The organism is Limnohabitans sp. (assembly GCF_040401495.1).
GTDB lineage: Bacteria > Pseudomonadota > Gammaproteobacteria > Burkholderiales > Burkholderiaceae_C > Limnohabitans.
On sequence record NZ_JBBAOI010000002.1, the window covers coordinates 225,996 to 249,169 of the forward strand.

Annotated in this window: 23 protein-coding genes, 1 tRNA gene and 1 riboswitch; of the genes, 11 read left to right on the forward strand and 13 right to left on the reverse strand. The window is 53.7% G+C overall.

Translation table 11 applies throughout. The features are described from left to right. Window positions 1–81 precede the first annotated feature (81 nt). Window positions 82–169 (reverse strand) — tRNA-Leu (locus AC9UEO_RS02945). A gap of 34 nt (window positions 170–203) precedes the next feature. Between AC9UEO_RS02945 and cysM the strand changes: the two genes are divergently transcribed. The 3 genes from cysM to AC9UEO_RS02960 are packed head-to-tail and all read left to right on the forward strand — an operon-like array spanning window position 204 to window position 1,878. Continuing rightward, window positions 204–1,106, forward strand: a complete 903-nt coding sequence (gene cysM, locus AC9UEO_RS02950; RefSeq protein WP_509529621.1) for a cysteine synthase CysM — start codon at window positions 204–206, stop codon at window positions 1,104–1,106. Further along, entirely contained in the window at window positions 1,103–1,645 is a 543-nt protein-coding gene (locus AC9UEO_RS02955) for an NUDIX domain-containing protein (RefSeq protein WP_509529624.1), read from the forward strand. The genes cysM and AC9UEO_RS02955 overlap by 4 nt, the downstream gene beginning before the upstream one ends. Window positions 1,646–1,650: 5 nt before the next feature. Beyond that, complete coding sequence (locus AC9UEO_RS02960) at window positions 1,651–1,878, forward strand: sulfurtransferase TusA family protein (RefSeq protein WP_509529627.1); 228 nt, start codon at window positions 1,651–1,653, stop codon at window positions 1,876–1,878. 8 nt (window positions 1,879–1,886) lie between these two features. Here AC9UEO_RS02960 and AC9UEO_RS02965 read toward each other — a convergent pair whose 3' ends face one another. Beyond that, a complete protein-coding gene (locus AC9UEO_RS02965) occupies window positions 1,887–4,832 on the reverse strand; it encodes a valine--tRNA ligase (RefSeq protein WP_509529630.1) in 2,946 nt (981 codons plus the stop codon). A gap of 83 nt (window positions 4,833–4,915) precedes the next feature. Beyond that, window positions 4,916–5,003, forward strand: a riboswitch (glycine riboswitch). 159 nt (window positions 5,004–5,162) lie between these two features. Here AC9UEO_RS02965 and AC9UEO_RS02970 point away from each other — a divergent pair. Beyond that, window positions 5,163–6,431 carry a D-amino acid dehydrogenase gene (locus tag AC9UEO_RS02970; protein ID WP_509529633.1) on the forward strand — a complete coding sequence of 423 codons (1,269 nt, stop codon included), beginning with the start codon at window positions 5,163–5,165 and terminating at the stop codon, window positions 6,429–6,431. 6 nt (window positions 6,432–6,437) lie between these two features. Here AC9UEO_RS02970 and AC9UEO_RS02975 read toward each other — a convergent pair whose 3' ends face one another. From AC9UEO_RS02975 to AC9UEO_RS02985, 3 genes are read right to left on the reverse strand one after another with little or no spacing between them, the layout of a single operon-like run. Continuing rightward, a complete protein-coding gene (locus AC9UEO_RS02975) occupies window positions 6,438–7,094 on the reverse strand; it encodes a DsbA family oxidoreductase (protein ID WP_509529636.1) in 657 nt (218 codons plus the stop codon). Window positions 7,095–7,117: 23 nt separating this feature from the next. After that, window positions 7,118–8,791: an FAD-dependent monooxygenase gene (locus tag AC9UEO_RS02980; RefSeq protein ID WP_509529639.1), complete on the reverse strand. Its 1,674-nt coding sequence runs from the start codon at window positions 8,789–8,791 to the stop codon at window positions 7,118–7,120. Beyond that, window positions 8,784–9,326 (reverse strand): VOC family protein, encoded by a 543-nt coding sequence (locus AC9UEO_RS02985; RefSeq protein WP_509529642.1) that lies wholly within the window; start codon window positions 9,324–9,326, stop codon window positions 8,784–8,786. The genes AC9UEO_RS02980 and AC9UEO_RS02985 overlap by 8 nt, the downstream gene beginning before the upstream one ends. A gap of 243 nt (window positions 9,327–9,569) precedes the next feature. Here AC9UEO_RS02985 and AC9UEO_RS02990 point away from each other — a divergent pair, with 243 nt between their 5' ends. The 3 genes from AC9UEO_RS02990 to AC9UEO_RS03000 all read left to right on the forward strand — a co-directional run bounded on the left by AC9UEO_RS02990 (window position 9,570) and on the right by AC9UEO_RS03000 (window position 12,038). Beyond that, entirely contained in the window at window positions 9,570–9,992 is a 423-nt protein-coding gene (locus tag AC9UEO_RS02990; protein WP_506643050.1) for a rubrerythrin family protein, read from the forward strand. A 71-nt stretch (window positions 9,993–10,063) separates the two neighbouring features. After that, window positions 10,064–11,413 carry a (Fe-S)-binding protein gene (locus AC9UEO_RS02995; protein WP_509529647.1) on the forward strand — a complete coding sequence of 450 codons (1,350 nt, stop codon included), beginning with the start codon at window positions 10,064–10,066 and terminating at the stop codon, window positions 11,411–11,413. A gap of 34 nt (window positions 11,414–11,447) precedes the next feature. Further along, window positions 11,448–12,038 (forward strand): DUF3501 family protein, encoded by a 591-nt coding sequence (locus AC9UEO_RS03000; RefSeq protein WP_509529650.1) that lies wholly within the window; start codon window positions 11,448–11,450, stop codon window positions 12,036–12,038. Between the two features lie 3 nt (window positions 12,039–12,041). Here AC9UEO_RS03000 and AC9UEO_RS03005 read toward each other — a convergent pair whose 3' ends face one another. From AC9UEO_RS03005 to AC9UEO_RS03015, 3 genes are read right to left on the reverse strand one after another with little or no spacing between them, the layout of a single operon-like run. Then, window positions 12,042–12,374, reverse strand: coding sequence for a helix-turn-helix domain-containing protein (locus tag AC9UEO_RS03005; protein WP_509529653.1), 333 nt, complete (start codon window positions 12,372–12,374; stop codon window positions 12,042–12,044). After that, window positions 12,358–12,615, reverse strand: a complete 258-nt coding sequence (locus AC9UEO_RS03010; protein WP_509529656.1) for a type II toxin-antitoxin system RelE family toxin — start codon at window positions 12,613–12,615, stop codon at window positions 12,358–12,360. The genes AC9UEO_RS03005 and AC9UEO_RS03010 overlap by 17 nt, the downstream gene beginning before the upstream one ends. A gap of 33 nt (window positions 12,616–12,648) precedes the next feature. Then, a complete protein-coding gene (locus tag AC9UEO_RS03015; protein WP_509529735.1) occupies window positions 12,649–12,717 on the reverse strand; it encodes a DUF1272 domain-containing protein in 69 nt (22 codons plus the stop codon). A gap of 115 nt (window positions 12,718–12,832) precedes the next feature. Between AC9UEO_RS03015 and yaaA the strand changes: the two genes are divergently transcribed. From yaaA to queF, 3 genes are read left to right on the forward strand one after another with little or no spacing between them, the layout of a single operon-like run. Next, window positions 12,833–13,609: a peroxide stress protein YaaA gene (gene yaaA, locus AC9UEO_RS03020; protein WP_509529658.1), complete on the forward strand. Its 777-nt coding sequence runs from the start codon at window positions 12,833–12,835 to the stop codon at window positions 13,607–13,609. Window positions 13,610–13,620: 11 nt separating this feature from the next. After that, window positions 13,621–14,511: an alpha/beta fold hydrolase gene (locus tag AC9UEO_RS03025; protein WP_509529661.1), complete on the forward strand. Its 891-nt coding sequence runs from the start codon at window positions 13,621–13,623 to the stop codon at window positions 14,509–14,511. Further along, window positions 14,508–15,353 carry an NADPH-dependent 7-cyano-7-deazaguanine reductase QueF gene (queF, locus tag AC9UEO_RS03030; RefSeq protein ID WP_509529663.1) on the forward strand — a complete coding sequence of 282 codons (846 nt, stop codon included), beginning with the start codon at window positions 14,508–14,510 and terminating at the stop codon, window positions 15,351–15,353. Before AC9UEO_RS03025 ends, queF begins: the two co-directional genes overlap by 4 nt. Before the next feature lie 5 nt (window positions 15,354–15,358). Here queF and AC9UEO_RS03035 read toward each other — a convergent pair whose 3' ends face one another. The 3 genes from AC9UEO_RS03035 to AC9UEO_RS03045 are packed head-to-tail and all read right to left on the reverse strand — an operon-like array spanning window position 15,359 to window position 18,611. Then, entirely contained in the window at window positions 15,359–16,195 is an 837-nt protein-coding gene (locus tag AC9UEO_RS03035; protein ID WP_509529665.1) for an enoyl-CoA hydratase-related protein, read from the reverse strand. After that, window positions 16,173–17,441, reverse strand: coding sequence for a DNA polymerase IV (gene dinB, locus AC9UEO_RS03040; RefSeq protein ID WP_509529668.1), 1,269 nt, complete (start codon window positions 17,439–17,441; stop codon window positions 16,173–16,175). The genes AC9UEO_RS03035 and dinB overlap by 23 nt, the downstream gene beginning before the upstream one ends. A gap of 18 nt (window positions 17,442–17,459) precedes the next feature. Then, complete coding sequence (locus AC9UEO_RS03045) at window positions 17,460–18,611, reverse strand: alpha-hydroxy acid oxidase (protein WP_509529670.1); 1,152 nt, start codon at window positions 18,609–18,611, stop codon at window positions 17,460–17,462. Between the two features lie 134 nt (window positions 18,612–18,745). Here AC9UEO_RS03045 and AC9UEO_RS03050 point away from each other — a divergent pair, with 134 nt between their 5' ends. Beyond that, window positions 18,746–19,912, forward strand: coding sequence for a benzoate/H(+) symporter BenE family transporter (locus AC9UEO_RS03050; RefSeq protein ID WP_509529672.1), 1,167 nt, complete (start codon window positions 18,746–18,748; stop codon window positions 19,910–19,912). On the opposite strand, the gene AC9UEO_RS03055 is transcribed toward AC9UEO_RS03050, so the two are convergent. Together AC9UEO_RS03055 and argH are read right to left on the reverse strand one after the other, a co-directional pair. Beyond that, window positions 19,909–21,591 carry an AMP-binding protein gene (locus AC9UEO_RS03055; protein ID WP_509529674.1) on the reverse strand — a complete coding sequence of 561 codons (1,683 nt, stop codon included), beginning with the start codon at window positions 21,589–21,591 and terminating at the stop codon, window positions 19,909–19,911. The two genes, AC9UEO_RS03050 and AC9UEO_RS03055, sit on opposite strands and share 4 nt — an antisense overlap. Window positions 21,592–21,699: 108 nt before the next feature. After that, window positions 21,700–23,154: an argininosuccinate lyase gene (argH, locus tag AC9UEO_RS03060; protein WP_509529676.1), complete on the reverse strand. Its 1,455-nt coding sequence runs from the start codon at window positions 23,152–23,154 to the stop codon at window positions 21,700–21,702. Between the last annotated feature and the right edge of the window lie 20 nt (window positions 23,155–23,174).

A 23,174-nucleotide genomic window follows, 5' to 3' on the forward strand; every position in this document is an offset into this window, starting at 1 on the left:
GCGAATTTTAAATAATGAATTTTGGGATCTTAAGCCCCAAGAAAAAACCCGCACTGTCGTGGAACAGTGCGGGCCTTTTGATGGTGCCGAAAGCCGGAATCGAACCGGCACGGTGTTTTGCACCGGCAGATTTTGAATCTGCTGCGTCTACCAATTTCGCCACTTCGGCAGAAGAGGGAATCGAATTATGGCACAGTGTGGGCATGAACTATCCAACCATTGAATCAGCAATAGGTAACACCCCTTTGGCATCCTTACAGCGCATTGGCGCTGCGGAAAACAAAGAACGTAGCAATGTACTTTTGGGCAAGCTAGAAGGCAACAACCCTGCGGGCTCAGTCAAAGACCGTCCCGCCTTGTCCATGATCCAACGCGCCCAAGAACGTGGAGATATCAGACCTGGCGACACCTTGATTGAAGCCACTTCTGGCAACACTGGCATCGCCTTGGCCATGGCTGCAGCCATCAAGGGCTACCGCATGGTGCTGATCATGCCCGAGGACTTGTCTATTGAACGCGCCCAAACCATGAAAGCCTTTGGTGCTGAACTCATCCTTACGCCCAAAACCACAGGCATGGAAGGCGCTCGGGATTTGGCGCACCAAATGCAGGCGCAGGGTAAGGGCTTGGTGCTTGATCAATTTGCCAATGCAGACAACCCACGCATCCATTTTGAAACCACTGGCCCCGAGATTTGGCAGCAAACGAATGGCCAGATCACGCACTTTGTGAGCGCCATGGGGACGACCGGCACCATCACCGGTGTATCTCGCTACCTCAAAGGGAAAAATCCCGAAGTGCAAATCATTGGCGCACAACCCAGCGAGGGTTCTCGCATTCCAGGCATTCGCAAGTGGTCACCCGAGTATTTGCCCAAGATTTACGATGACACCAACGTGGACGAATTGGTCTACGTCAGCCAACAAGACGCTGAAGATATGTGCAGACGCATGGCGCGAGAAGAAGGTATTTTTGCGGGTATCTCGGCGGCTGGTGCTTGCTGGGTGGCTTTGCAAATCGCCAAGCAAGTGCAAAACGCCACCATCGTGTTCATCGTCTGTGACCGAGGTGACCGCTACTTGTCCACCGGTGTATTCCCCGCATGAGCAACTTCCAATATTGCCCCATGTGCGCCACCGAATTGCAACTCATCACGCAAGATGAAGACGGTGGTCCTAAGCAACGTATGCGCTGTGTAGTGTGCCAATGGACGCATTGGAACAACCCCACACCTGTCTTGGCAGGTATCGTGCAATACCGAGATCAAATTTTGCTGGCGCGCAATGCCGCATGGCCTGGCAGAAGGTTTGCGCTCATCACCGGTTTCATGGAGGCGGGTGAAACGCCCGAAGAAGGCATTAGCCGAGAGATTGCCGAAGAAACCAACTTGCAAGTGTCTGCTTTGAAGCTGGTGGGTGTATACGATTTTCAGCGCATGAACCAAGTCATCATTGCCTACCATGCGGTGGCGGATGGTGACATTCGCTTGTCGCCTGAATTGGCCGAATATAAATTGTTCAATTACGCAGACATCATTTGCTGGCCAGCCGGCACGGGTTACGCCATGGGTGACTGGCTGCGCACGCAAGGTATGGAGCCACGCTTCATGAGTTGGGAAGAGCGAGCCGCACAAAATTTAGAATAAGCACCATGAACATCGATCAAGAGTTAGACACACGGGGCTTGAACTGCCCTTTGCCCATTTTGAAAGCCAAAAAAGCGTTGACCGCCATGCAAAGCGGTCAGTTGCTGAAAGTGGTGTCTACCGACAAGAGTTCTTTGCGAGATTTTGCTGCTTTTTCCAAGCAAACAGGCAACGAGTTGATGTCGCAAGAAACTGTGGGTGACGATTTCATCCATGTACTGAAAAGACGCTGAATACGGCCTTACCCCAAGCGCCGGAGCTGATCTTGCACCTTCAGCAAGGTCGCTTCAAAGTCGGCCACCCGCTGGCGCTCTTGGGCAATCACCGCAGGCGGTGCTTTGGCCACAAAAGCCTCGTTGCTGAGTTTGCCGTGGGCCTTGGTGATTTCGTTTTGCAAACGCGCCACCTCTTTGCCCAATCGGATTTTTTCTGCCGCCACGTCCACTTCCATGAACAGGCACAAGCGGGTTTCACCCACCACCGCCACCGGCGCGGCTTGGGCGGCGGCTTGCCATGGGGCTTCGTCGTCAAACACCTTGACTTCACTCAGCTTGGCCAGCGCTTGCAACACGGCGGCATTGCTGCGCATGAATTCGGCGTTGCCTAGGGCGAACATGGGCATGCGGGTGGAGGGCGACACATTCATCTCGCCGCGCAAATTGCGACACGCATCGACCAGCGATTTGAGTTGATTCACATTGGCAATGGCTTGCGCATCGATCTTGTTCATCTGCGCTTCAGGGTAGCGGGCGATGCTCACTGACTCGCCAGCCAAGCCCGCCACGGGGGCGACTTTTTGCCACAGCTCCTCGGTGATGAAAGGGATAAGCGGATGGGCCAAACGCAAAATGGCTTCCAAAGTGCGAATGAGGGTGCGGCGCGTGGCGCGTTGCTCGGCGGGGCCGCCGGTTTGGATTTGCACCTTGGCGATTTCCAAATACCAGTCGCAGTACTCGTTCCACACAAATTCATATATGGCTGTCGCCACATTGTCCAAGCGGTATTCTTCAAAGCCTTTGGCCACATCGGCTTCCACCTGTTGCAGCACCGAGGAAATCCAGCGGTCGGCTTGGCTGAACTTCATGTATTGGTAAAACGGGCCGGCGGGAATGTGTGTGCCGCTTTCATCGGTGCGCGGGGGTGCGCATTCGGCCTTGGTGTGCTCCTTGAGGCCACAGTCTTGACCCTCGCAGTTCATCAGCACAAAGCGGGTGGCGTTCCACAGCTTGTTGCAAAAGTTGCGATAACCCTCGCAGCGCTTGCTGTCAAAGTTGATGCTGCGTCCCAAGCTTGCCAAGGCGGCAAAAGTAAAGCGCAGGGCATCTGCGCCATAAGCGGGAATGCCCTCGGGAAATTCTTTTTGCGTGTTCTTGCGCACCTGCGGTGCGGTCTCGGGTTTGCGCAAACCTTGTGAGCGTTTGTCCAGTAAGGGCTCCAGTGCAATGCCGTCGATCAAATCGACCGGGTCGAGCACATTGCCCTCAGACTTGCTCATCTTCTTGCCCTGCGCATCGCGCACCAAGCCATGGATGTACACATGCTTGAACGGCACCTTCCCAGTGAAGTGCGTGGTCATCATGATCATGCGCGCGACCCAAAAGAAGATGATGTCGTAGCCAGTGACCAAAACGCTGGAGGGCAGGTACAAATCGCCGTCGGATGTTTTGTCGGGCCAGCCCATGGTGCTGAAAGGCACCAGTGCAGAGGAGTACCAGGTGTCGAGCACATCGGGGTCGCGGGTCAGGGTTTTGCCAGGAGCCTGCGCTTGCGCATCGGCCTCGTTGTGCGCCACATAGACTTTGCCATCTTCGTCATACCAAGCAGGAATTTGATGGCCCCACCACAGTTGGCGGCTGATGCACCAGTCGGTGATGTTGTTCATCCACTGGTTGTAGGTGTTGACCCAGTTCTCCGGCACAAACTTCACCTCGCCCGACTGCACCGCGTCAATCGCTTTTTGCGCAATGCTTTTTCCCGTGGGGTCTTGCGGGCTGACCTGGTTCATGGCAACAAACCATTGGTCGGTCAGCATGGGTTCCACCACTTGGCCGGTGCGGGCGCAAATCGGCAGCATCATTTTGTGCGGTTTGATCTCCAGCATCAATCCCAGGGCCTCTAAGTCACGGTTGACGGCTTTGCGTGCTTCAAAGCGGCCAAGGCCTTGGTAAGCAACAGGGCCGTTCTCGTTGACCTTGGCGTCCAAGGTGAAGATGGTAATGAGCGGCAAGTTGTGGCGTTGGGCACAAGCGTAGTCGTTGAAGTCGTGTGCGCCGGTGATCTTCACGCAACCCGAGCCGAATTCGCGGTCCACAAAATCATCGGCAATGATGGGAATTTGGCGGTTGCACAAAGGCAGGTCCACCATCTGGCCCAGCAAATGTTGATAGCGAGCATCTTCGGGGTGCACCGCCAACGCGCCATCGGCCATCATGGTCTCGGGCCTTGTGGTGGCTATGGTCATGCCTTTTTGCATCACGCCGTCAATCTGCTGCGGCCCTTGGGCAAACGGATAGCAGATGTAGTGCATATGGCCATCGGACTCGGTGGCTTCGACTTCCAAGTCGGAGACCGCGCTCATCAGCACTGGGTCCCAATTGACCAAGCGCTTGCCACGGTAAATCAAGCCTTGTTGGTACAGCTTGACGAAGGTGTCGGTGACCACGGGCGACAACTTGTCGTCCATGGTGAAGTATTCACGGCTCCAGTCCACGCTGTCGCCCATGCGGCGCATTTGTTGGGTGATGGTGTTGCCCGATTGCTCTTTCCAATCCCACACCTTGGTGATGAAGTTTTTGCGTGCCACATCAGGTGTCGGCCCCATGTCATGGCGGCTGATGCCTTGGGCTTGGAGTTGACGCTCCACCACGATTTGCGTGGCAATGCCCGCATGGTCGGTGCCGGGCACCCACACGGTGTTGAGACCCTTCATGCGGTGGTAGCGCGTCAAGCTGTCCATGATGGTTTGGTTGAACGCGTGGCCCATGTGCAGCGTGCCGGTCACGTTGGGTGGCGGCAGTTGAATGGCAAATGCCGGTTGTTCTGCTTGCGGTTGACCCGTGCCGCGAAAACCCGCCACGCCATAGCCGCGCTTTTCCCACTCTGGGCCCCAGTGGGCCTCGAGGGCGGCGGGTTCAAAAGATTTGGACAGGCTGTCTAAGCCGGGCTGTTGAGAAGGCGTTGTGGACATGCTGAGCAGACGATGTAAGTGATGGAATCAACGAGTTGGGCTAACCCTTGATTCTAGGGTTCAGCCTCAAGCTATACTTTTGGATGATGTCATCGGGAGAGCGTGTCAACCAACACCGCCGAAGGAGCAACCGCCCCGGAATCTCTCAGGCCCCAGAACCGGTGACATGGTAAATCTCTGAAGAGTTGCAGAAGATGGTCAATCTGCACACCGTAGGAGCAAGCCATCGCCTTGGCGCGATGCGTGAATCTCTCAGGTCCAGCACAGAGGGGGTGATGCACAGCGGTTTGCTGCGCTTCTCCCTTTCACGGACTCTTTGAGGATTTCTCTATGCAACACATCGCCGTCATTGGTGGTGGCATCACAGGTGTCACCACCGCTTACGCATTGGCCCAACAGGGTTTCTCTGTCACTTTGCTTGAACGTCACCGCTACGCAGGCATGGAAACTTCCTACGCCAATGGCGGACAACTGTCTGCTTCCAATGCCGAGGTTTGGAACCATTGGTCTACCTTGGTCAAGGGCATGAAGTGGATCACCCGACGTGATGCGCCATTGCTGTTTCATCCGAAAGCCAGTTGGCATCAATGGTCATGGTTGACCGAATTTGTGGCACAACTGCCCCACTACGAAGCCAACACCATCTTCACGACACAACTGGCTATTGCAGCGCGAGAGTATCTTTTTACTTGGGCGCAACAAGAAAACATCGATTTCGATTTGAAATGCGAAGGAATTTTGCATATCTACCGAGATCAAGCAAGCTACAAACACGCTGCCAAAGTCAGCACCTTGCTGCAAAAAGGTGGCTTAGTGCGTCGGGCTGTCTCGCCCGAGGAAATGCGCCAGATCGAGCCGACATTACACGGAACATTTCATGGTGGCTTCTTTACCGAGAGTGACAGCACGGGCGATATTCATAAGTTCACCTTCGGACTTTCGCAAGCCCTTGAGCGCATGAAGGTGCAAACCCTTTACGGTAGCGAGGTAACCACCGTCCAGACCACAGGCGAGAGAATTCGGATGATTTATGAGAAAGAAGCCCAGCCTGTTGCGTTTACCGCAGATGCTGTCGTGGTTTGCTGTGGCATTAAAAGCCGAGACTTGGCTGCACAACTGGGTGACAGAGTGAATGTGTACCCCGTTAAAGGGTATTCCATCACAGTGCATTTGGATGATGCCCACAGCCAAGCTTGCGCTCCGCAGGTGAGCTTGCTCGATGACGCCACCAAACTGGTTAGCAGTCGTTTAGGGTTGAACCGCTTTAGGGTTGCGGGAACCGCCGAGTTCAATGGTTTCAACAAAGACATACGCGCAGACCGCATTCAACCTTTGGTCGATTGGGTAGCGCAATGTTTTCCGGGCATCAGTACCCGTCAATTCACGCCTTGGGCAGGCTTGCGACCGATGATGCCCAATATGATGCCCAAGGTCGGGTCGGGAAAAGCGCCCAATGTGTTCTACAACACAGGCCATGGTCATTTGGGTTGGACCTTGTCGGCTGCAACGGCTGTGTCACTCGCCAACACGGTAGTGACTGCACGCAATGCGGGTGTTAAGCAACCTTTGTCGAGAAAGTGGATGGGGGAAATTGCTTAAACCACTTCATGCTTGCGTTGCGATCTCACGCAAAGCCTGCACAAATACGTGTGCAGGCTGTCCACCCGAGATCAAGTGGCGGTCATTGATGATGACAGCTGGCACCGAATGAATGCCAGCGCTGATGTAAAAGTTTTCTTTCTCACGCACAGCTTGGGAGTAGGTATCGCTCTCGAGCACAACCTTAGCAGCAACCGTGTTCATGCCCAGCGCCTCGACGATGGCCAGCAACACTTCATGGGACTCAATCACTTCCCCACGACCTTGGTAAGCCTCTAAGAAAGCCTTTTTCAGTTTGTGTTGATCGCCAGCCACACCCTCGTGTTCGGCCCAATGTAGCAAGCGATGCGCATCAAAAGTGTTGAAAATGCGGCCACGCCCAGTTGGGTGAAACGCAAAGCCCACTTCAGTTCCCCGCGCTTTGATATTTTGGTACATCTGTGCTTGTTGCTCTGCAGTGGAGCCATATTTTTTTCCTAGATGTTCGACCAAGTCTTCGCCACCCTCGGGCATGTGAGGGTTGAGTTCAAAGGGTTGGAAATGGATATGGGCTTTCACTTCATTTTGCAGTTCTTCAAGCGCTTGCTCTAGCGCACCCAAACCCACAGCGCACCAAGGGCAGGCGATATCGGACACAAAATCAATTTTCAAGGTGGTGGTCATGGCTAACTCCAATTCAGGTTGTTTCAAGGTATGGCCAAGGCCTTGGCCACGCTGTGTACCAAGCCAGCATTCAAGGTTTGACCTCGGGCAGCCACATATGCGTCTGGGCGCAGCAAGGCCCACCGCGCAGCAGAATCGCCGCAGGCTTGGCGTAATCGCTGGGGCTTATCGATCACATGTTCTACAGCTTGTGCTGTTGCATCGGACACCACTTGAACGATATGCACAGCAGCGCTTTGTGACAGTTGTCGCAACTGTTGCAATTCGTGGGATGAGCAAGCGCCAAACACCAAGAGCAACAAACCGCTGTCTGCCCACAAAAGCAAATCACCTAAGCAACCCGAATGATGAGCGCAAAACTGCAGGGCAACGTTTTGCACCATCAGCCCACCTTCAGTTTGGCAAATGCTGGATGCGGTGTAGCGGTTGGCCTCAGCCATGCGTCCGGTGTTGATGAGTTGTCGTGCAAACCCATGTTGCTTGGCCAAGCCGATGGTGGCACGGCGAAACAGACGTTCAATACCCTCGGGGGCTCGCAAATACCGCGCCGTGCGGTTAGTCACTTGCACATTACGTTGTGCAGCTTGCAAACGCTCTTGGTGGTAACTGTCAAGCAATGCTGCTGGTGCTTGTTGGCGCGTCACAGCGGCAAGTTTCCATGCGAGGTTGTCTGCATCCGCAATCCCCGTGTTGCCACCTCTGGCGCCAAAGGGACTGACCACTTTAGCAGTGTCGCCTAGGAAAAATACACGGCCATGGCGCAGCAAGTGGAGGCATTGTGATTTGTAGGCATAGGGTCCTACCCAAACCAGTTCACAGACTACGTCTGTACCGAACTGCTTGGCCAAGCGTTCCCGAACCACATCTTCAGGGCTGACATAGGCGGGGTCAGCGTCGGGCGCCATTTGGTAATCGATGCGCCAGACATCGTCACCCATCAGGTGTTGCCAGACAGCGCGGTTGTCATTGAAGGGCGCTTCAATCCAAGTGTGCCGCTCTGTGGGCGGCGTGTGTTTGAAGCGCACATCGGCAATGCACCAGCGGTCGTCGCCGCGCTTGCTGTCCATGGTGGCGCCTACCCATGCATGAAAAGGGGTGTGTGAGCCACTGGCATCAATCACATGGTCTGCGGTGATTTGATAGTCACCTTCGGGCGTACTCACGCCAAGCAATGCTTGCGTTTCGTTTTGTTCAAAAGAAGTGACTTTAGAAGACCAACGCAAATCTATTTGACCGCCAAGGCCGTTGAGTTCTTGGATACGCTCTACCAGATACATCTCCACATAGAACTGCTGGATGTTGATAAAAGGGGGTTGCTGGCTGAAGGAGAATTGACTTCTTTCGCGAAGGTCAAAAGAAAACACCTCGTCATGGCCGGCGAAGGTTCTCCCGACTTGCCAAGCAACACCCTTGGCGGCGATGCGTTCATAAATACCCAAGCGTTGAAAAATTTCCAATGATTGTTGGGTGTAGCAAATACCTCGAGAGGACGCGCCCTTGACACCTACCGAGTTGTCTTCATCGATCAGTACGGCAGGTATGCGCAGTTGTGCCAAGCGACACGCCAAGGTCAGGCCTGTCAATCCGCCGCCCACAATCACCACCGAATGGTGGCAACTGCGGCGTTCAAGCAGTTCGGTTGGGGCTGTGAACGGGTACGCTGGCAGGGCGTAGCCGTTTGCAGGCAAATCAGGCATTGAGTTCTCTGTCGAGGCGACGTCTTTTCTTCTCTTCGTTCCACGCATTTAATTGCGCATGGACATCCAGACTTTCGCGCTGCATTTGGTGCTTGTCTGCAACTTGGGCCGCGAGCTCCAAGCGAATACCGTTGGGATCAAAAAAATAAATACTTTTGAAAATTCGGTGATCAGTCACCCCCAGCACTTCGACGCCATGCGCTTGAAGGCGTATTTTCATGGCCTCCAAGTCATCGATACTGTTGACATTGAAAGCGATGTGGTTCACCCAAGCAGGGGTGTTGGGTGAAGGCTCACATGCAAGGTCGTCACCCAAGTCGAAGAAGGCGATAAATGAGCCGTCTTGCAACTGAAAAAAGAAGTGGGTGTAAGGGCAGTACTCGCCTGTGCTGGGCACATGGTCATTTTTAATGACATGGTAAAGCGGCAAACCCAAAATGTCTTCATAGAAGTGGCGGGTTTCTTCTGCATCTCTGGCGCGATAAGCATAATGGTGTAAACCATGAACTTTGGCAGCAGCAGGCAGGTTTTTCATGAGGTCAGTTTACTTGACCAGCTTTCTGGCAATCACATAATCGGAAAATAATCGGAATAATTGGGGTCAGATCCCAATTAATTTCTTACAGATACAGGTTTTGTTGGGAAAATCAATGGTTGATAGCCTTAGTCAATTATGTAGATTGAAACATCTCATTGGACTTTTCGTATTCAGCAGTTACCCTCACACAGTCTTTGATGGCAATATCAAAGCATTTTCATCAACCCTAGGAGATTTCTCATGGCAGCACTCAAAGGCTCCAAAACGGAAGAAAACCTGAAAGCCGCCTTCGCAGGCGAGTCACAGGCCAACCGCCGTTACCTGTATTTCGCAAACAAGGCCGACATTGAAGGCCAAAACGATGTGGCAGCGCTTTTCCGTTCGACCGCCGAAGGCGAGACCGGTCACGCCCATGGCCACTTGGAATGGCTCGAGCAGTGCGGCGACCCCGCCACTGGTCTGCCCATTGGCGCCACCCGTGACAACCTCAAAGCCGCTGTGGCTGGCGAAACCCATGAGTACACCGACATGTACCCTGGCATGGCCAAAACCGCACGCGACGAAGGCCACGACGAAATCGCCGATTGGTTTGAAACCCTGGCCAAGGCTGAGCGTTCACACGCCAACCGTTACGCCAAAGCATTGGCTGAATTGGTCGATTGATCTTTTGTCAGCATTGAGGGTAGGGCGTTGGGTGCATATGGCCCAGCGCCCCTTTTTTTAAGGAACACACCATGGCCCGCGAAGGCAGCTTGGAAGCCCCCACACGCCATCCGCTGGATTGGCTCAATCCTGAGTTCTATAACGAAGAGGCCTGCCTCACCGAGATGGAGCGCATCTTTGACATTTGCCACGGTTGCCGCCGTTGTGTGAGCCTGTGCGGCTCGTTTCCCACCTTGTTCGACTTGGTGGATGAAAGCCCCACGCTGGAGATGGATGGCGTGGACAAAAAAGACTACTGGAAAGTGGTCGACCAATGCTATTTGTGCGACCTGTGCTACCTGACCAAATGCCCTTATGTGCCGCCGCACGAATGGAACCTTGACTTCCCCCACACCATGCTGCGCGCCAAGGCCATCAAGTTCCAAAAGGGTGAGGTCACCACCGGCGAAAAACTGCTGGCCTCCACCGATGTGCATGGCCAGTTTGCCGGCATCCCCGTCGTGGTCCAAGCGGTCAATGCGATCAACAAAACCAAAGCTGCGCGCTCGGTGATGGAGTCGGCCCTCGGTGTGGACAAAGATGCCTGGTTGCCTGAGTTGGCGTCCAAAAAATTCCGCAGCCAAGCGCCCAAAGCAAAGAGCAGCAAAGTGGTGAATGGCGAGAAAACACCCGGCAAGGTGGTGATTTATTCGACTTGCTATGTGAACTACAACGAGCCTGGGATTGGCATGGATTTGCTCAAAATCCTCGACCACAACGACATCCCCTATGAGCTGGTGTCCAAAGAAAAATGCTGTGGCATGCCCAAGCTCGAATTGGGCGACTTGAAGTCGGTGGACGAGAACAAACAAGTCAACATGCCCATCCTCGCCAAATATGCGCGTGAGGGCTATGCCATTTTGAGCGCGGTGCCATCTTGCACCTTGATGTTCAAGCAAGAGTTGCCGCTCATGTACCCCAACGATGCCGAGACCCAGTTGGTCAAAGAGCACATGTGGGACCCGTTCGAATACCTGATGGCGCGCAAGCGCGATGGTTTGCTGAAAACCGAATTCACTGAGGGCTTGGGCAACATCAGCTACCAAATTCCTTGCCATGGTCGGGTGCAAAACATCGGCAAAAAAACCGAAGAGATGCTCAAAATGATCCCCGACACCACCATCAACACCATCGAGCGGTGTTCTGGGCATGCGGGCACCTATGGCGTGAAAAAAGCCACCCATGCCTACGCCATGAAGATTGGCAAACCTGTGGTCAAAGCCATGGCCACCATGAAAGACGGCAGCAAACCCGACTACATCAGCTCCGACTGTCCGCTGGGCGGCCACCACATTGCCCAAGGCTTTGAGGCCAGCGGCCAAGCCGTGCCCGAACTCCAACACCCCATCAGCCTCGTGGCCAAAGCCTACGGCCTGAAGTAATTGGGGTCAGATTCCAATTTATTGAAAGTCATTTATGCAGATCACCGGACACATCACCGCTGAAAACCTGATGAGCCTAGAGGCTTACAGCAAGTTTCGCAAGACCCACAAGGCCGAGGTGCTGGCGCACCGCAAATTGCGCTCGGTGCATTTGGGCGACCACATCACTTTGCAGTTTGAAAGCGAAACCACCATTCGCTATCAAATCCAAGAGATGCTGCGGATTGAAAAAATCTTTGAAGAAGAAGGCATTCAGCAAGAGATCGATGCCTACGCGCCCTTGGTGCCAGAGGGCAGCAACTGGAAGGCCACCATGCTCATCGAGTACCCCGATGTCAACGAGCGCAAACGCGAGTTGGCACGCCTCATTGGTGTGGAAGACCGCATGTTCATCGAGGTCGAGGGTCACGCCCGTGTGTACGCCATCGCCGACGAAGACTTAGACCGCGAAAACGACGAAAAAACCTCTGCGGTGCACTTTGTGCGCTTTGAGTTTGACGCCGCCACCAAGGCGGCCATCAAAGCGGGTGCGGCGGCGAAATTGGGCTGCGACCACACCAACTATCCGGCGCATACGCAGATCGCGGAAGACGCTTTGGCATCCTTGGCTGGGGATTTGAAATAAGTTTTACCAGCGGAGTTGTTCAGCGGTTAAGCCAAGTGCATCAGCAACTTTTTGCAAGGTGGCTTTTCGCGGTTTTTTCACCCGCTCCATTTGGGCGTAAGCTGCTTGTGTGATATTCATTCGAGACGCCACTTGAACTTGCGTGAGACCGAGGTGTTCGCGCCAAGCAGCCATAGGCGTCAAGTTTTTGTCGAAAGAAAGATTAACAACGTTGTTGGGCACCGTTGAGGCGTTTTGGGCGCTTTTCATCTTCTCGAACTCTTCGAAAGGCACGACGACAAATGCAGGCTTACCGTCTTTACCTAAGATGATCTGAAACTCAGTACGTGCGTTCATCTCGTTTCCTTACCTCTTCAATCGTCACGATGCGAATGGAGTCATCGTATTCAAAAAAGACTCGATAGCTTCCTATCCTTAAACGATATCCATGCGCATGGTCTGTCAGCGCCTTCACATTTCGAGCTTGCTTTAAATCCGCTAATTCGCTGGTCACCGCAAATCGAATCTTTGCCGCTTGCTGGACCTCGATTTTTCGAAGTTGTCGAAGCGCTTTGGGTAGCCAGTTAATGGTGTTCAAGTTGAATTATAAGTTATTTATAAGTCTTTATGCTCAAATTACATTTGAGTGGGGTGGAAGATCTTTGTCACAGCATTCGCAGCTTGGTCGCAATTCAAGCATGGGATTTCTTTCGTTTATGGCTTGTTGAATACTAAAAGAGCGATAGGGCCCAATCAGCTGAAATTTTTAAATATGAATACGATTTCAATACAAATTCTGCAAGGATAATTACCAGATGCTGTTCCTGCTCTCCCCCGCCAAATCCCTGGACTACCAGTCCGCCTTGCCGCCTGTCAAGGCCAGCGAACCGCAGTTTGTCCCGCAGTCCACTGCGCTGATTTCAACGCTCAAAAAGAAGAGCCCTAAGCAAATCGCCGAGCTGATGGACTTGAGCGAGGCGCTGGCCCAATTGAATGTAGACCGCTACAAAGCTTGGTCACTCACGTTCACCGAGGCTAACGCTCGCCCTGCGGTACTGGCCTTCAATGGCGATGTGTATGAAGGTTTGGACGCCAAGAGCTTGAAGCCTAAAGAGTTGCAATGGGCACAAGACCATGTGGCGATCTTGAGTGGTTTGTATGGTGTGCTGCGACCGCTGGACTTGATGCAGCCTTATCGCCTCGAGATGGGCACGGCACTCAAGCATGGCAACGCCCACAACCTGTACCAATTTTGGGGTGCTCAAATCGCCGAGCATTTGAACCAACAACTCATCCCCAGCAAAGACCCTGTCATCGTCAACCTGGCGTCGCAAGAGTATTTCAAAGCAGTGGACCGCAAAGCTCTGCAAGCACGGGTGATTGAATGCGTGTTCCAAGACTTTAAAAACGGCCATTACAAGATCATCAGCTTCTTTGCCAAACGCGCGCGTGGGTTGATGGCGCGTTACGCCATACAACGCCAAGTCAAAACGCCCCAGGCTTTGCAAGGTTTTGATTCAGAGGGCTACAGTTACACCCCCGCAGCTTCAACTGAAGATACCTTGGTTTTTCGCCGTCAACTCAAAGACTGAAAGTCCAGACCATGCAAATCTTTGTCAATGGTGTGCGCATTGAAGTGGAAGACACAGGCGAGCGAGACCGTGTGGCGGTGCTGCTACTCCCCGGCATGGCGATGCAACTGATTGTGTGGCCTGAAGCCATGGTGCATCAACTCCACCAAGCGGGCTACCGAGTCATTCGACTAGACAACCGTGACATCGGTTTGTCGCAAGACATGGCGCAATTGCCTGTACCCAATTTACTGTGGTTCATGCTGCAACAAAAATTGGGCTTTCACCCGCAAGCGCCTTACAGCATCCAAGACATGGCCCAAGACGCTTGTGGCGTTCTAGACCATTTGCATATCAAGCAAGCGCATTTGGTCGGTGTGAGCATGGGCGGCATGATTGGTCAACGCATATGCATCTCAGCGCCCGAGAGAGCTTTGAGTTTGACCAGCATCATGAGCAGCAGTGGTGCCAAAGGCTTGCCAGGTCCTACGCCAGAAATGCGCCGCGTATTGTTCACTCCGCCCGCCAAGGCTGGCAGTGACGCTGCGCGTCAGCATGCGCTGCGCTTTGTGAAAGCGCTGGCTGGTCCTGGCTTTGAGCACCCTGAAGGTTCACAACAACAACTGGTCAATGATTCTTTGAAACGCAGTAACCGACCCATGGGTGCTTACCGACAAATGCTTGCTGCCATGGCCGACCGTGAGCGCGCGGGTCTGCTGGGACGCATCACCACACCTACTTTGGTGATACACGGCAAAGCCGATCCCTTGGTGCCCTTCGCCTGTGGCGAGGACACGGCGAGACGCATACCCAACGCCAAGCTGCATGGCATCGAGGGCATGGGCCATGATATGCCGCCCGGTGCTGTCGACAACATGATGGCTCGGTTGCTGCCATTTTTGAATGCACATACGCCTTTATGAATACCCCTGAAACTTCTTTGCTGGGTAAGCTTGCTACTTATGCTGATCGTTATGACGCCGCCTTGCTTTACCCCTTGTCCAGAGCAGCGCAGCGTGCGCAGATTGGTGTCACAGATCGCCTGATTTTTTTGGGTGCAGACTTATGGACTGCCTACGAATTGAGCTGGCTTAACCCTCGTGGCAAACCTCAAGTGGCGATAGGCCGCTTTACAGTGCCAAGTGAAAGCACGCATCTGGTAGAGAGTAAGTCCCTCAAGCTGTACCTCAACAGCTTCAACAACACGGTGTTTGCAGACATCGATGCGGTTCGACTAACTTTACAAAAGGATTTGTCAGAGGCGGTATGGCGCGGTGGCGTGGTGAAGTCCAGTGTCGGTGTGCAATTGCTTTCCCCTGAACAATATGCCAAAGAAAAAATCGCTGAAATGGATGGATTGAGTTTGGATCGATTGGATTTGGACTGTAGCCATTACCAACCTGCGCCGGAGTTGTTAAAAGCTGCTGCCAACCAAGCACCTGTGACAGAAACGCTGTGCAGCAATTTACTGAAAAGCAATTGTTTGGTGACGGGTCAACCCGATTGGGGCAGTGTCAGCATCAGCTACAGCGGTGCGCAAATAGACCAGGCTGGCTTATTGCAGTACATCGTCAGCTTTCGCAACCACAACGAATTTCACGAGCATTGCGTGGAGCGAATCTTCATGGATATTTGGACGCGTTGCCAACCCACCAAATTGACTGTCTATGCACGTTACACGCGGCGGGGTGGCGTAGATATCAATCCTTGGCGCAGCAGCCATGCGCAGACGCTGCCCTTGCAGGTTCGAACCGCGCGGCAGTAAAGCGCTTAGTCTTTGAAGGAAGCCAGCGGCGCCAGATCAGGGAAAGAGGCACTGCGTTTGGCTTGAAAGGCAGTTATCGCCTCTTTCACGTTGGCATTACTCCAAATGCCACTTTGCAACCAACCCATTTGTTTGAGCGCATCTTCTGTGCTGTGGTCACGCGCATAGTGCAAAGCCTGTTTGGTACCCCAAATCGCCACAGCCGGTTTGCTGGCAATCTCTTTGGCGGCTTGCATGGCGGCAGCCAAAGCGCTGGCAAGGTCGGGCAGCACTTCATTGACCAAGCCATAGTGCAAGGCTTTGTCTGCACTCAAGCGCCGCCCTGTGTAAGCCAGTTCCTTGACCACCGCCATGGGCATGAGTTTGGGCAGACGCTGCAAGGTGCCCACATCGGCCACCATGCCGATGTTGATTTCTTGGATACAGAAAAACGCATCTGCACTGGCATAGCGCAAGCAAGCTGCCGTGACCATGTCCACCGCGCCGCCGATACAACCCCCATGCAAAACAACGATGACGGGGATACGCAGGTTTTCAATGCGGGTGAAGGTGGACTGCAAACCAGCCAACATATCTGCAATGGCAGCCCGTCCTTCTGCGCTTTGGTCGTCCATTGCAACAGATGAGCCAAAGACTTCGAGCGACATACCTGCACTGAAGTGTTTCCCTGTGCTGCTGATCACCAACACCCTCGCATGATTGCCTTGGTGTAAATCGTGCAGCACCCCATCGAGTTCGCGCCAAAAAGTCAAATCCAAAGTGTTGAGTGCTTGTGGACGGTTCAACACCAAGTGGGCAATATGGTCGTGGATACTTAAATCAAAACAGGTCAGCTTGTTCATGGTGTGACTCGGTAGGAGGTGGGGGTTCGCGCAACAACAGGGCAGATTTTGCAGCATCAGGGGCAAGCGCTTCTTGGGAATCGGCTTTCACCAATGCGCTAACGCGAACACCCAGTAAGCGCAAGCGTCGTTGCATATCCACCCGCTTCAAACACAGCCCACCAATCTTGCGAATATCAGTTGCATTGGCGGTGTAATGCTCAATGGTTTGGTCTCGTGTGACACTTTGAAAATTGTCAAATCGAAGCTTGATGCCAATGGTTTTACCCACATAGCCTTTGCGCTGCAAATCAGTCGCTACTTGTTGGCACAAGCGGGTGAAGATTTCGCCCAAAGCGGTTCGGTCGTGCACCGCATGCAAGTCTTTTTCAAAAGTGGTTTCGCGGCTCATGGACACCGGCTCGCTGTCGGTCACCACTTCACGCGCATCCAAGCCGTGCGCTGCGTCGAACAGCCAAGCACCATAACTCTTGCCAAATTCGCTTTTCAGCCAATCTAAATCTTTTGCTGCTAAATCACCAATCGTGTCAATACCATGCGCTTGAAGTTTGGCTTCTGCTTTGGGGCCAATGCCGTTGATCTTTCGACACGAAAGAGGCCAAATTTTGCTTTCTAAATCTTGCGTGTAAAGAATGGAAATACCGTTGGGCTTATTGAATTCACTGGCCATCTTGGCCAGCAGTTTGTTGGGCGCCACACCGATGGAGCAAGTCAAGCCGGTGTTGTTGGTGATGGTTTTTTGGATCAAGCGTGCCAAGGCTTTGCCGCCATCACGTTGACCGCCTGGGACTTCGGTGAAGTCAATGTAGATTTCATCCACACCTCGGTCTTCCACCAAAGGTGCAATGTCGGCGACGATGTCTTTGAAAGCTCTGGAGTAAAAACGGTATTGGTCAAAATCCACAGGCAACAAAATTGCGTCTGGACACAGCTTGGCAGCCTTCATCACCCCCATGGCTGAGCCCACACCAAAGGCCCGCGCTGCATAGGTGGCCGTGGTGATGACGCCTCGGCCGGTATAGCTTGTGAGGCGAGGAAACACCTCTATGGGAATATCTGCCAAGTCAGCAGTGGTCCATTCGCGCTCTGGTTGCAAGACACGCATTCGGCCTAGCAAGTCGTCCTCCCGCCGGCGTCCACCGCCTATGACCACCGGCAAGCCTTTAAGTTGCGGATAGCGCAACAACTCCACCGACGCATAAAAAGCGTCCATGTCCAAGTGGGCAATGCGGCGCAATAAGGCCATGAGCGCCGAGAATAAAAGTTAGCGGGGGAAAGTTCCTGGCAGCAAGATATCGCGGGTGACGGTGTTGATGTCGGTATGTCCGCAAAATGCCATGCTGAGTTCCAACTCTTTGTGGATGATTTGCAAAGCTTTGGAGACGCCTTGCTCACCCATTGCGCCTACGCCGTAGAGCATGGCGCGGCCAATGTACACGCCTTGTGCGCCTAACGCTTTGGCTTTAAGAACATCTTGACCACTGCGAATACCGCCATCCATGTGCACTTCAATGTCTTTGCCCACCGCATCCACGATAGCTGGCAAGGCGTTGATGCTGGACTCTGCACCATCCAATTGACGACCGCCATGGTTGGAGACGATCAGTGCGTCAGCCCCGCTTTGAACAGCCAAGCGAGCGTCTTCCACGTCTTGAATACCTTTCAAGATAAGTTTGCCACCCCAGAGTTTTTTCACCCATTCCACATCCGCCCAATTCAGGGTGGGGTCGAATTGACCATTGGTCCATTCGCCCAAAGAACTCATGTCTTTGATGCCTTGCACATGACCGACGATATTGCCAAACTGGCGCCGCTGGGTACCCAACATGCCCATACACCAACCGGGCTTGGTCATGAGGTCGATAAGGTTGGCGATGGTGGGTTTGGGTGGCGCAGACAAACCGTTTTTGATGTCTTTGTGGCGTTGCCCCAAAATTTGCAAGTCCAAGGTCAGTACTAAAGCCGAGCAACCTGCCACTTTGGCGCGTTCAATCAAGCGAGCCACAAACTCGCGGTCGCGCATGACATAGAGCTGAAACCAAAAACCGGCCCCTGCATGTTGGGCCACGTCTTCAATCGAGCAAATGCTCATGGTCGAGAGGGTGAAAGGAATGCCAAATTTCTTCGCTGCACGTGCAGCCAAAATTTCGCCATCAGCATGTTGCATGCCAATCATGCCGGTGGGTGCAATCGCCACGGGCATGGCAGCGGCTTGGCCAATCATGGTGGTGGCGGTCTTTCGGCCTTCCATGTTGACCGCCACACGTTGGCGAAATTTGATTTTTTGAAAATCATCTTCATTGGCGCGGTAGGTACTTTCAGTCCAACTGCCTGAATCAGCATAGTCGTAAAACATTTTCGGCACACGCTTTTTGGCCAAGGCTTGAAGGTCTGCAATATGAGTGATAACGGGCATGGGGAACTCCTGATCAATGGTGAGATGTTAGCCGTAGTCCAAGGGCAGACCTGTCGCCCATATTCCCTTGGCGTACCTAGGCGGCAAGGTACAGCGATAGGATGCGGGTTTTGCTTTTCAAAATAATGCCTCGCATGTCCTTCTTTAAAGATATCTCTGTCTCAACTGTGTTTGCCGGTGCAGTCACGGTGATGGTGGGCTTTACCAGTTCTGTAGCGGTGGTCTTCCATGCCGCGCAGTCTGCGGGTGCCGATGCGGGGCAGATGGCTTCTTGGATATGGGCTTTGGGATTGGGCATGGGCATCACTTGCATGGCCTTGTCGTGGCGCTACAAACAACCGGTGGTCACGGCTTGGTCTACCCCAGGGGCGGCCATGTTGATCACAGCTGCCAGCGGTGTCCCCATGCCAGAGGTCATTGGTGCGTTTGTGGTGTCGTCTCTGTTGGTTGCTGCTGTGGGCTTTAGCGGCGTTTTCGAGCGCTTCATGCACCGTATTCCTTTGCCATTGGCTGCTGGCATGTTGGCGGGTGTGTTGCTGCGGTTGGGCTTGGACGTGTTTGTCACCATGGCACAGCAGTGGCTTTTGCCATTGCTCATGACAGTGGTGTATTTGTTGGCCAGACGCTGGCAACCACGCTATGCCGTGGTTTTGGCTTTATTGGCAGGGACAACGCTGGCGGCATGGCAAGGCGACGTGCGTTGGCAAAGCATAGATTGGCAATGGGCACAACCGGTGTGGGTGACACCCACTTTCAGCGTTGCTGCATTCATCAGCATGGCCTTGCCTTTGTTCATCATCACCATGGCGGCGCAAAACATCCCAGGCGTTGCGGCCATGAAAGCGCATGGCTATGCTCCGCCTCTGTCGCCTGTCATGGGCTGGATTGGCGTAGTCAATCTTTTGCTGGCACCTTTTGGCGCATTTGCGCTGAATTTGGCCGCTATCACCGCATCGATTTGCTCCAGCGAAGAAGCCCATGCCGACAAAGCCAAGCGCTACACCGCGGCCATGAGTGCAGGAATTTTTTACATTGCTGCAGGCTTGGCGGGTGCTTCGGTGGTGAGTTTGTTTGCCGCCTTGCCCAAAGCGCTGGTGATGGTGATTGCAGGCTTGGCCTTGTTTGGCACGATTGCCAACGCCTTAGCCAATTCATTGCAAGATATCTCCACCCGTGAGCCCGCTTTCATCACGTTTTTGGTGACTGCATCGGGCTTTAGCTTGTGGGGAATTGGCGCGGCTTTTTGGGGCTTGGTGGCGGGGGCCATTGCGTGGGGCTTGTCACCTCACCCCAAGGCTTAGGACCAAATCACATTGCTTTTGCTGGCATACCAGTTGTCTAACTGGTGCTGCACAGCGAACTCAATACGGCTGCGTTTGATTTTCATGGTGGGCGTGAGGCAACCGTTTTCAATGCTCCATGGCTCCGAAGCCACCACCAGCATTTTCAGGCGCTCGTAGTCGGCAATTTCTTGGTTGACCTCAGCCAGCAAGTCGGTCAACGCTTTTTCAACGTCAGAGCGGACATCACTTTGCTTGAGTTTGGGGCGCAGGTCTTCAGCCAAAACCACCAAGGCATAAGCTGACTCTAAGCCTGAACCCGACACCATGGACAACTCGATCATGGGGTGGGCGTTTAAGAGGTTTTCAATAGGTGCGGGGGCAACGTACTTGCCCTTGCTGGTCTTGAACAATTCCTTCAAGCGGCCTGTGATTTTGAGTTGACCATCGGGGCGCCGTGAACCTAAGTCACCTGTTTTGAAGAACCCATCAGCTGTAAAAGATTCAGCATCGAGGTCGGGGCGTTTGTAATAGCCCACCATTTGCCCTGGCGACTTGATCAGGATTTCGCCTTCGTCGCTGATGCGAACTTGCACACCCTCATAAGGAATGCCGACACAGCCAGGCTCGTTATAGGTTTCGTCAGCACTGTGCGAATAGGCAAAGTCCTCGGTCATGGCGTAGCCTTCGACCAAATTCAAACCAAGGCGTCGGTACCAGCGGATCAAGTCGGGCGGCAGGGGGGCTGAGCCACTGCCAGCCATTTCCACTTTGTCCAAGCCCAAACCTGTGAGAACCTTTTTGGCCACGATCTTGCCAATGAAGGGCAAGGACAGCAGAAGGTTGAGTTTTTTAGCTGGCATTTTGGCAAAGACACCTTGTTGAAACTTCAGCCAAAGGCGCGGCACCGAGACAAAAATTGTCGGCTGTGCACGGTTCAGGTCTTGAATGAAAGTGTCCAAGCTCTCAGCAAAGTACATGTGCATGCGACCATGAACAAGAGACACGGTTTCAGCCCAAGCCCGTTCGAACACATGTGCCAGCGGCAGGTAAGACAGCATCCGGTGATCGCGGTCATGGCCCAAGCTGTCATCGATGCGCTTGGCAATGCCATGGCCCACGGCGCTGATGCGAGCGAAGTTGTGCATCGCCCCCTTGGGCTGTCCGGTGGAGCCCGAGGTGTAAATGATCATGGCCAAGTCGTTGTCGTCACGTAGCACATCACCTTGCAAGGGATTGGTGCGGTCGATGATGCTGTCCCAGCTGTCATACGGCGTAGCGGGGGCCAAAGGTAAAGCAATGCGCGGCAAGTGCTCTGGCACACCGAGGGCTTGTTTGTGCCATTCATCGAGTTTTCCAACGAACAAAAGGCTGGATTCACTGTGCTCTAAAACAAACTTCACAGTGTCAGCACTTTCAGTGGGGAATATGGCGACGGTGGTGTAACCGGCCATCCAAATCGCGATTTCAGCCATGAAAAAGTGCGCACAGTTTTTCGACAGAATCGCAACTTTGGCGCCATGGGGCAGACCCAATGTTTTCAAATGCGCGGCCATTCGGCGAGATTGGTTCACCGTTTGCGCCCATGTGTAGTCCAACACCTTCCCCTGACCAATGGGCTGGGTCAGAAATATTTTGTCGGCCAAGTTTTTTTCATGTTTGTAAATACATTCCAGCACGGAAGTGGCGGGGAAAGTCATGGTTGTCTCCAAAGAATTTTTAACATTTTAGTATTATAAAAAACTTATTTTAGTTAGAAATTTACAAAAAATTAACATATTCCTTGTCAAGCTAAGGGGTATGGCTTTTTAAGCCAAACGCTGCTTATGCCGCGCAATTTGCGCCTTGACCTGCGCGGGTGCGGTGCCGCCCACGGTGTTGCGCGCGTTCAATGAGCCGTGCAAGCTCAACACTTCATAGACGTCTTTTTCAATCGATGGGTGAAAGCCTTGCAGCACATTCAGTGGTAACTCGGACAAGTCGCAGCCTTGGCTGCTGGCGGCTTTCACCGCGTGCGCCACGGTTTCGTGGGCATCGCGAAACGGCAGGCCTTTTTTCACCAAGTAGTCGGCCAAGTCGGTGGCGGTGGCGTGGCCTTTTTTCGCCGCCGCTTCCATGTGGGCGGCATTGACGCTTATGCCGCCTTCTTTGGCGCCGGTGGTGGGGTTGGTTTGTCCGCCGATCATCTCGGCAAAGATGCGCAGCGTGTCTTTCAAGGTGTTTACCGTGTCAAACAGCGGTTCTTTGTCTTCTTGGTTGTCTTTGTTGTAGGCGAGAGGCTGGCCTTTCATCAAGGTGATCAAGCCCATCAGGTGCCCCACCACTCGGCCAGTTTTGCCCCGCGCCAACTCGGGCACATCGGGGTTTTTCTTTTGCGGCATGATGGAAGAACCTGTGGTGAAGCGGTCGGCCAATTGAATGAACGCAAAGTTTTGGCTCATCCAAATGATCAGCTCTTCCGACAAGCGGCTGATGTGCACCATGCACAGCGCGGCAGCAGCGCTGAACTCGATGGCGAAGTCGCGGTCGCTCACCGCATCCAAGCTGTTTTGGCACAACTGCGCCTCACCTTGGGCGTTGACCATGCCCAAGGTTTTGGCGACACGGGCACGGTCCAGCGGGTAGGTGGTGCCGGCCAGTGCCGCAGACCCCAAAGGCAATCGGTTGGTGCGGGCGCGGATTTCACCCATGCGCTCTTCGTCGCGCGAGAGCATTTCCACATAAGCCAGCAAATGGTGGGCCAAGCTGATGGGTTGCGCCACTTGCAAATGGGTGAAGCCAGGCATCACCGTCTCGGTGTGCGATGCGGCCACTTCCACCAAAGCGAGTTGCAGCTTGTTTAGCAGTTCACGGATGGCGTCGATTTCGTCGCGCAACCACAGGCGCACGTCGGTAGCCACTTGGTCGTTGCGGCTGCGACCGGTGTGCAGGCGTTTGCCTGCGTCGCCCACCAGTTGCGTGAGCCGTGCTTCGATGTTGAGGTGCACGTCTTCAAGTTCTAACTTCCACTCGAACTGTCCGCTTTCAATGTCTTGGGTGATTTGCTTGAGGCCACGCTGGATGTCGGCCAAGTCTTGGGCGTTGATGATACCCTGGGCTTGCAGCATCTCGGCGTGGGCCAAGCTGCCTTGGATGTCAGCGCGCCACAGGCGCTGGTCGAAAAACACGCTGGCCGTGTAGCGCTGCACCAACTCGCTCATGGGTTCGGAGAACAGGGCGGACCAAGCCTGGGATTTGCGGTCTAGCGAGTTGGAGGACGTCATATGGGCATTTTAGGTGTGGC

Bases quoted from the DNA above. Each gene is read 5' to 3' on its own strand.
- AC9UEO_RS02975 (WP_509529636.1), bottom strand. From the start codon at position 7,094: ATGACCACCACCTTGAAAATTGATTTTGTGTCCGATATCGCCTGCCCT.
- AC9UEO_RS02970 (WP_509529633.1), top strand. From the start codon at position 5,163: ATGCAACACATCGCCGTCATTGGTGGTGGCATCACAGGTGTCACCACC.
- cysM (WP_509529621.1), top strand. From the start codon at position 204: ATGAACTATCCAACCATTGAATCAGCAATAGGTAACACCCCTTTGGCA.
- AC9UEO_RS02965 (WP_509529630.1), bottom strand. From the start codon at position 4,832: ATGTCCACAACGCCTTCTCAACAGCCCGGCTTAGACAGCCTGTCCAAA.
- queF (WP_509529663.1), top strand. From the start codon at position 14,508: ATGAATACCCCTGAAACTTCTTTGCTGGGTAAGCTTGCTACTTATGCT.
- AC9UEO_RS02990 (WP_506643050.1), top strand. From the start codon at position 9,570: ATGGCAGCACTCAAAGGCTCCAAAACGGAAGAAAACCTGAAAGCCGCC.
- AC9UEO_RS03000 (WP_509529650.1), top strand. From the start codon at position 11,448: ATGCAGATCACCGGACACATCACCGCTGAAAACCTGATGAGCCTAGAG.
- AC9UEO_RS03055 (WP_509529674.1), bottom strand. From the start codon at position 21,591: ATGACTTTCCCCGCCACTTCCGTGCTGGAATGTATTTACAAACATGAA.
- AC9UEO_RS02995 (WP_509529647.1), top strand. From the start codon at position 10,064: ATGGCCCGCGAAGGCAGCTTGGAAGCCCCCACACGCCATCCGCTGGAT.
- AC9UEO_RS02985 (WP_509529642.1), bottom strand. From the start codon at position 9,326: ATGAAAAACCTGCCTGCTGCTGCCAAAGTTCATGGTTTACACCATTAT.
- AC9UEO_RS03025 (WP_509529661.1), top strand. From the start codon at position 13,621: ATGCAAATCTTTGTCAATGGTGTGCGCATTGAAGTGGAAGACACAGGC.
- AC9UEO_RS03045 (WP_509529670.1), bottom strand. From the start codon at position 18,611: ATGCCCGTTATCACTCATATTGCAGACCTTCAAGCCTTGGCCAAAAAG.
- AC9UEO_RS03035 (WP_509529665.1), bottom strand. From the start codon at position 16,195: ATGAACAAGCTGACCTGTTTTGATTTAAGTATCCACGACCATATTGCC.
- AC9UEO_RS02955 (WP_509529624.1), top strand. From the start codon at position 1,103: ATGAGCAACTTCCAATATTGCCCCATGTGCGCCACCGAATTGCAACTC.
- dinB (WP_509529668.1), bottom strand. From the start codon at position 17,441: ATGGCCTTATTGCGCCGCATTGCCCACTTGGACATGGACGCTTTTTAT.
- argH (WP_509529676.1), bottom strand. From the start codon at position 23,154: ATGACGTCCTCCAACTCGCTAGACCGCAAATCCCAGGCTTGGTCCGCC.
- AC9UEO_RS03005 (WP_509529653.1), bottom strand. From the start codon at position 12,374: ATGAACGCACGTACTGAGTTTCAGATCATCTTAGGTAAAGACGGTAAG.
- AC9UEO_RS03050 (WP_509529672.1), top strand. From the start codon at position 18,746: ATGTCCTTCTTTAAAGATATCTCTGTCTCAACTGTGTTTGCCGGTGCA.
- AC9UEO_RS02960 (WP_509529627.1), top strand. From the start codon at position 1,651: ATGAACATCGATCAAGAGTTAGACACACGGGGCTTGAACTGCCCTTTG.
- yaaA (WP_509529658.1), top strand. From the start codon at position 12,833: ATGCTGTTCCTGCTCTCCCCCGCCAAATCCCTGGACTACCAGTCCGCC.
- AC9UEO_RS02980 (WP_509529639.1), bottom strand. From the start codon at position 8,791: ATGCCTGATTTGCCTGCAAACGGCTACGCCCTGCCAGCGTACCCGTTC.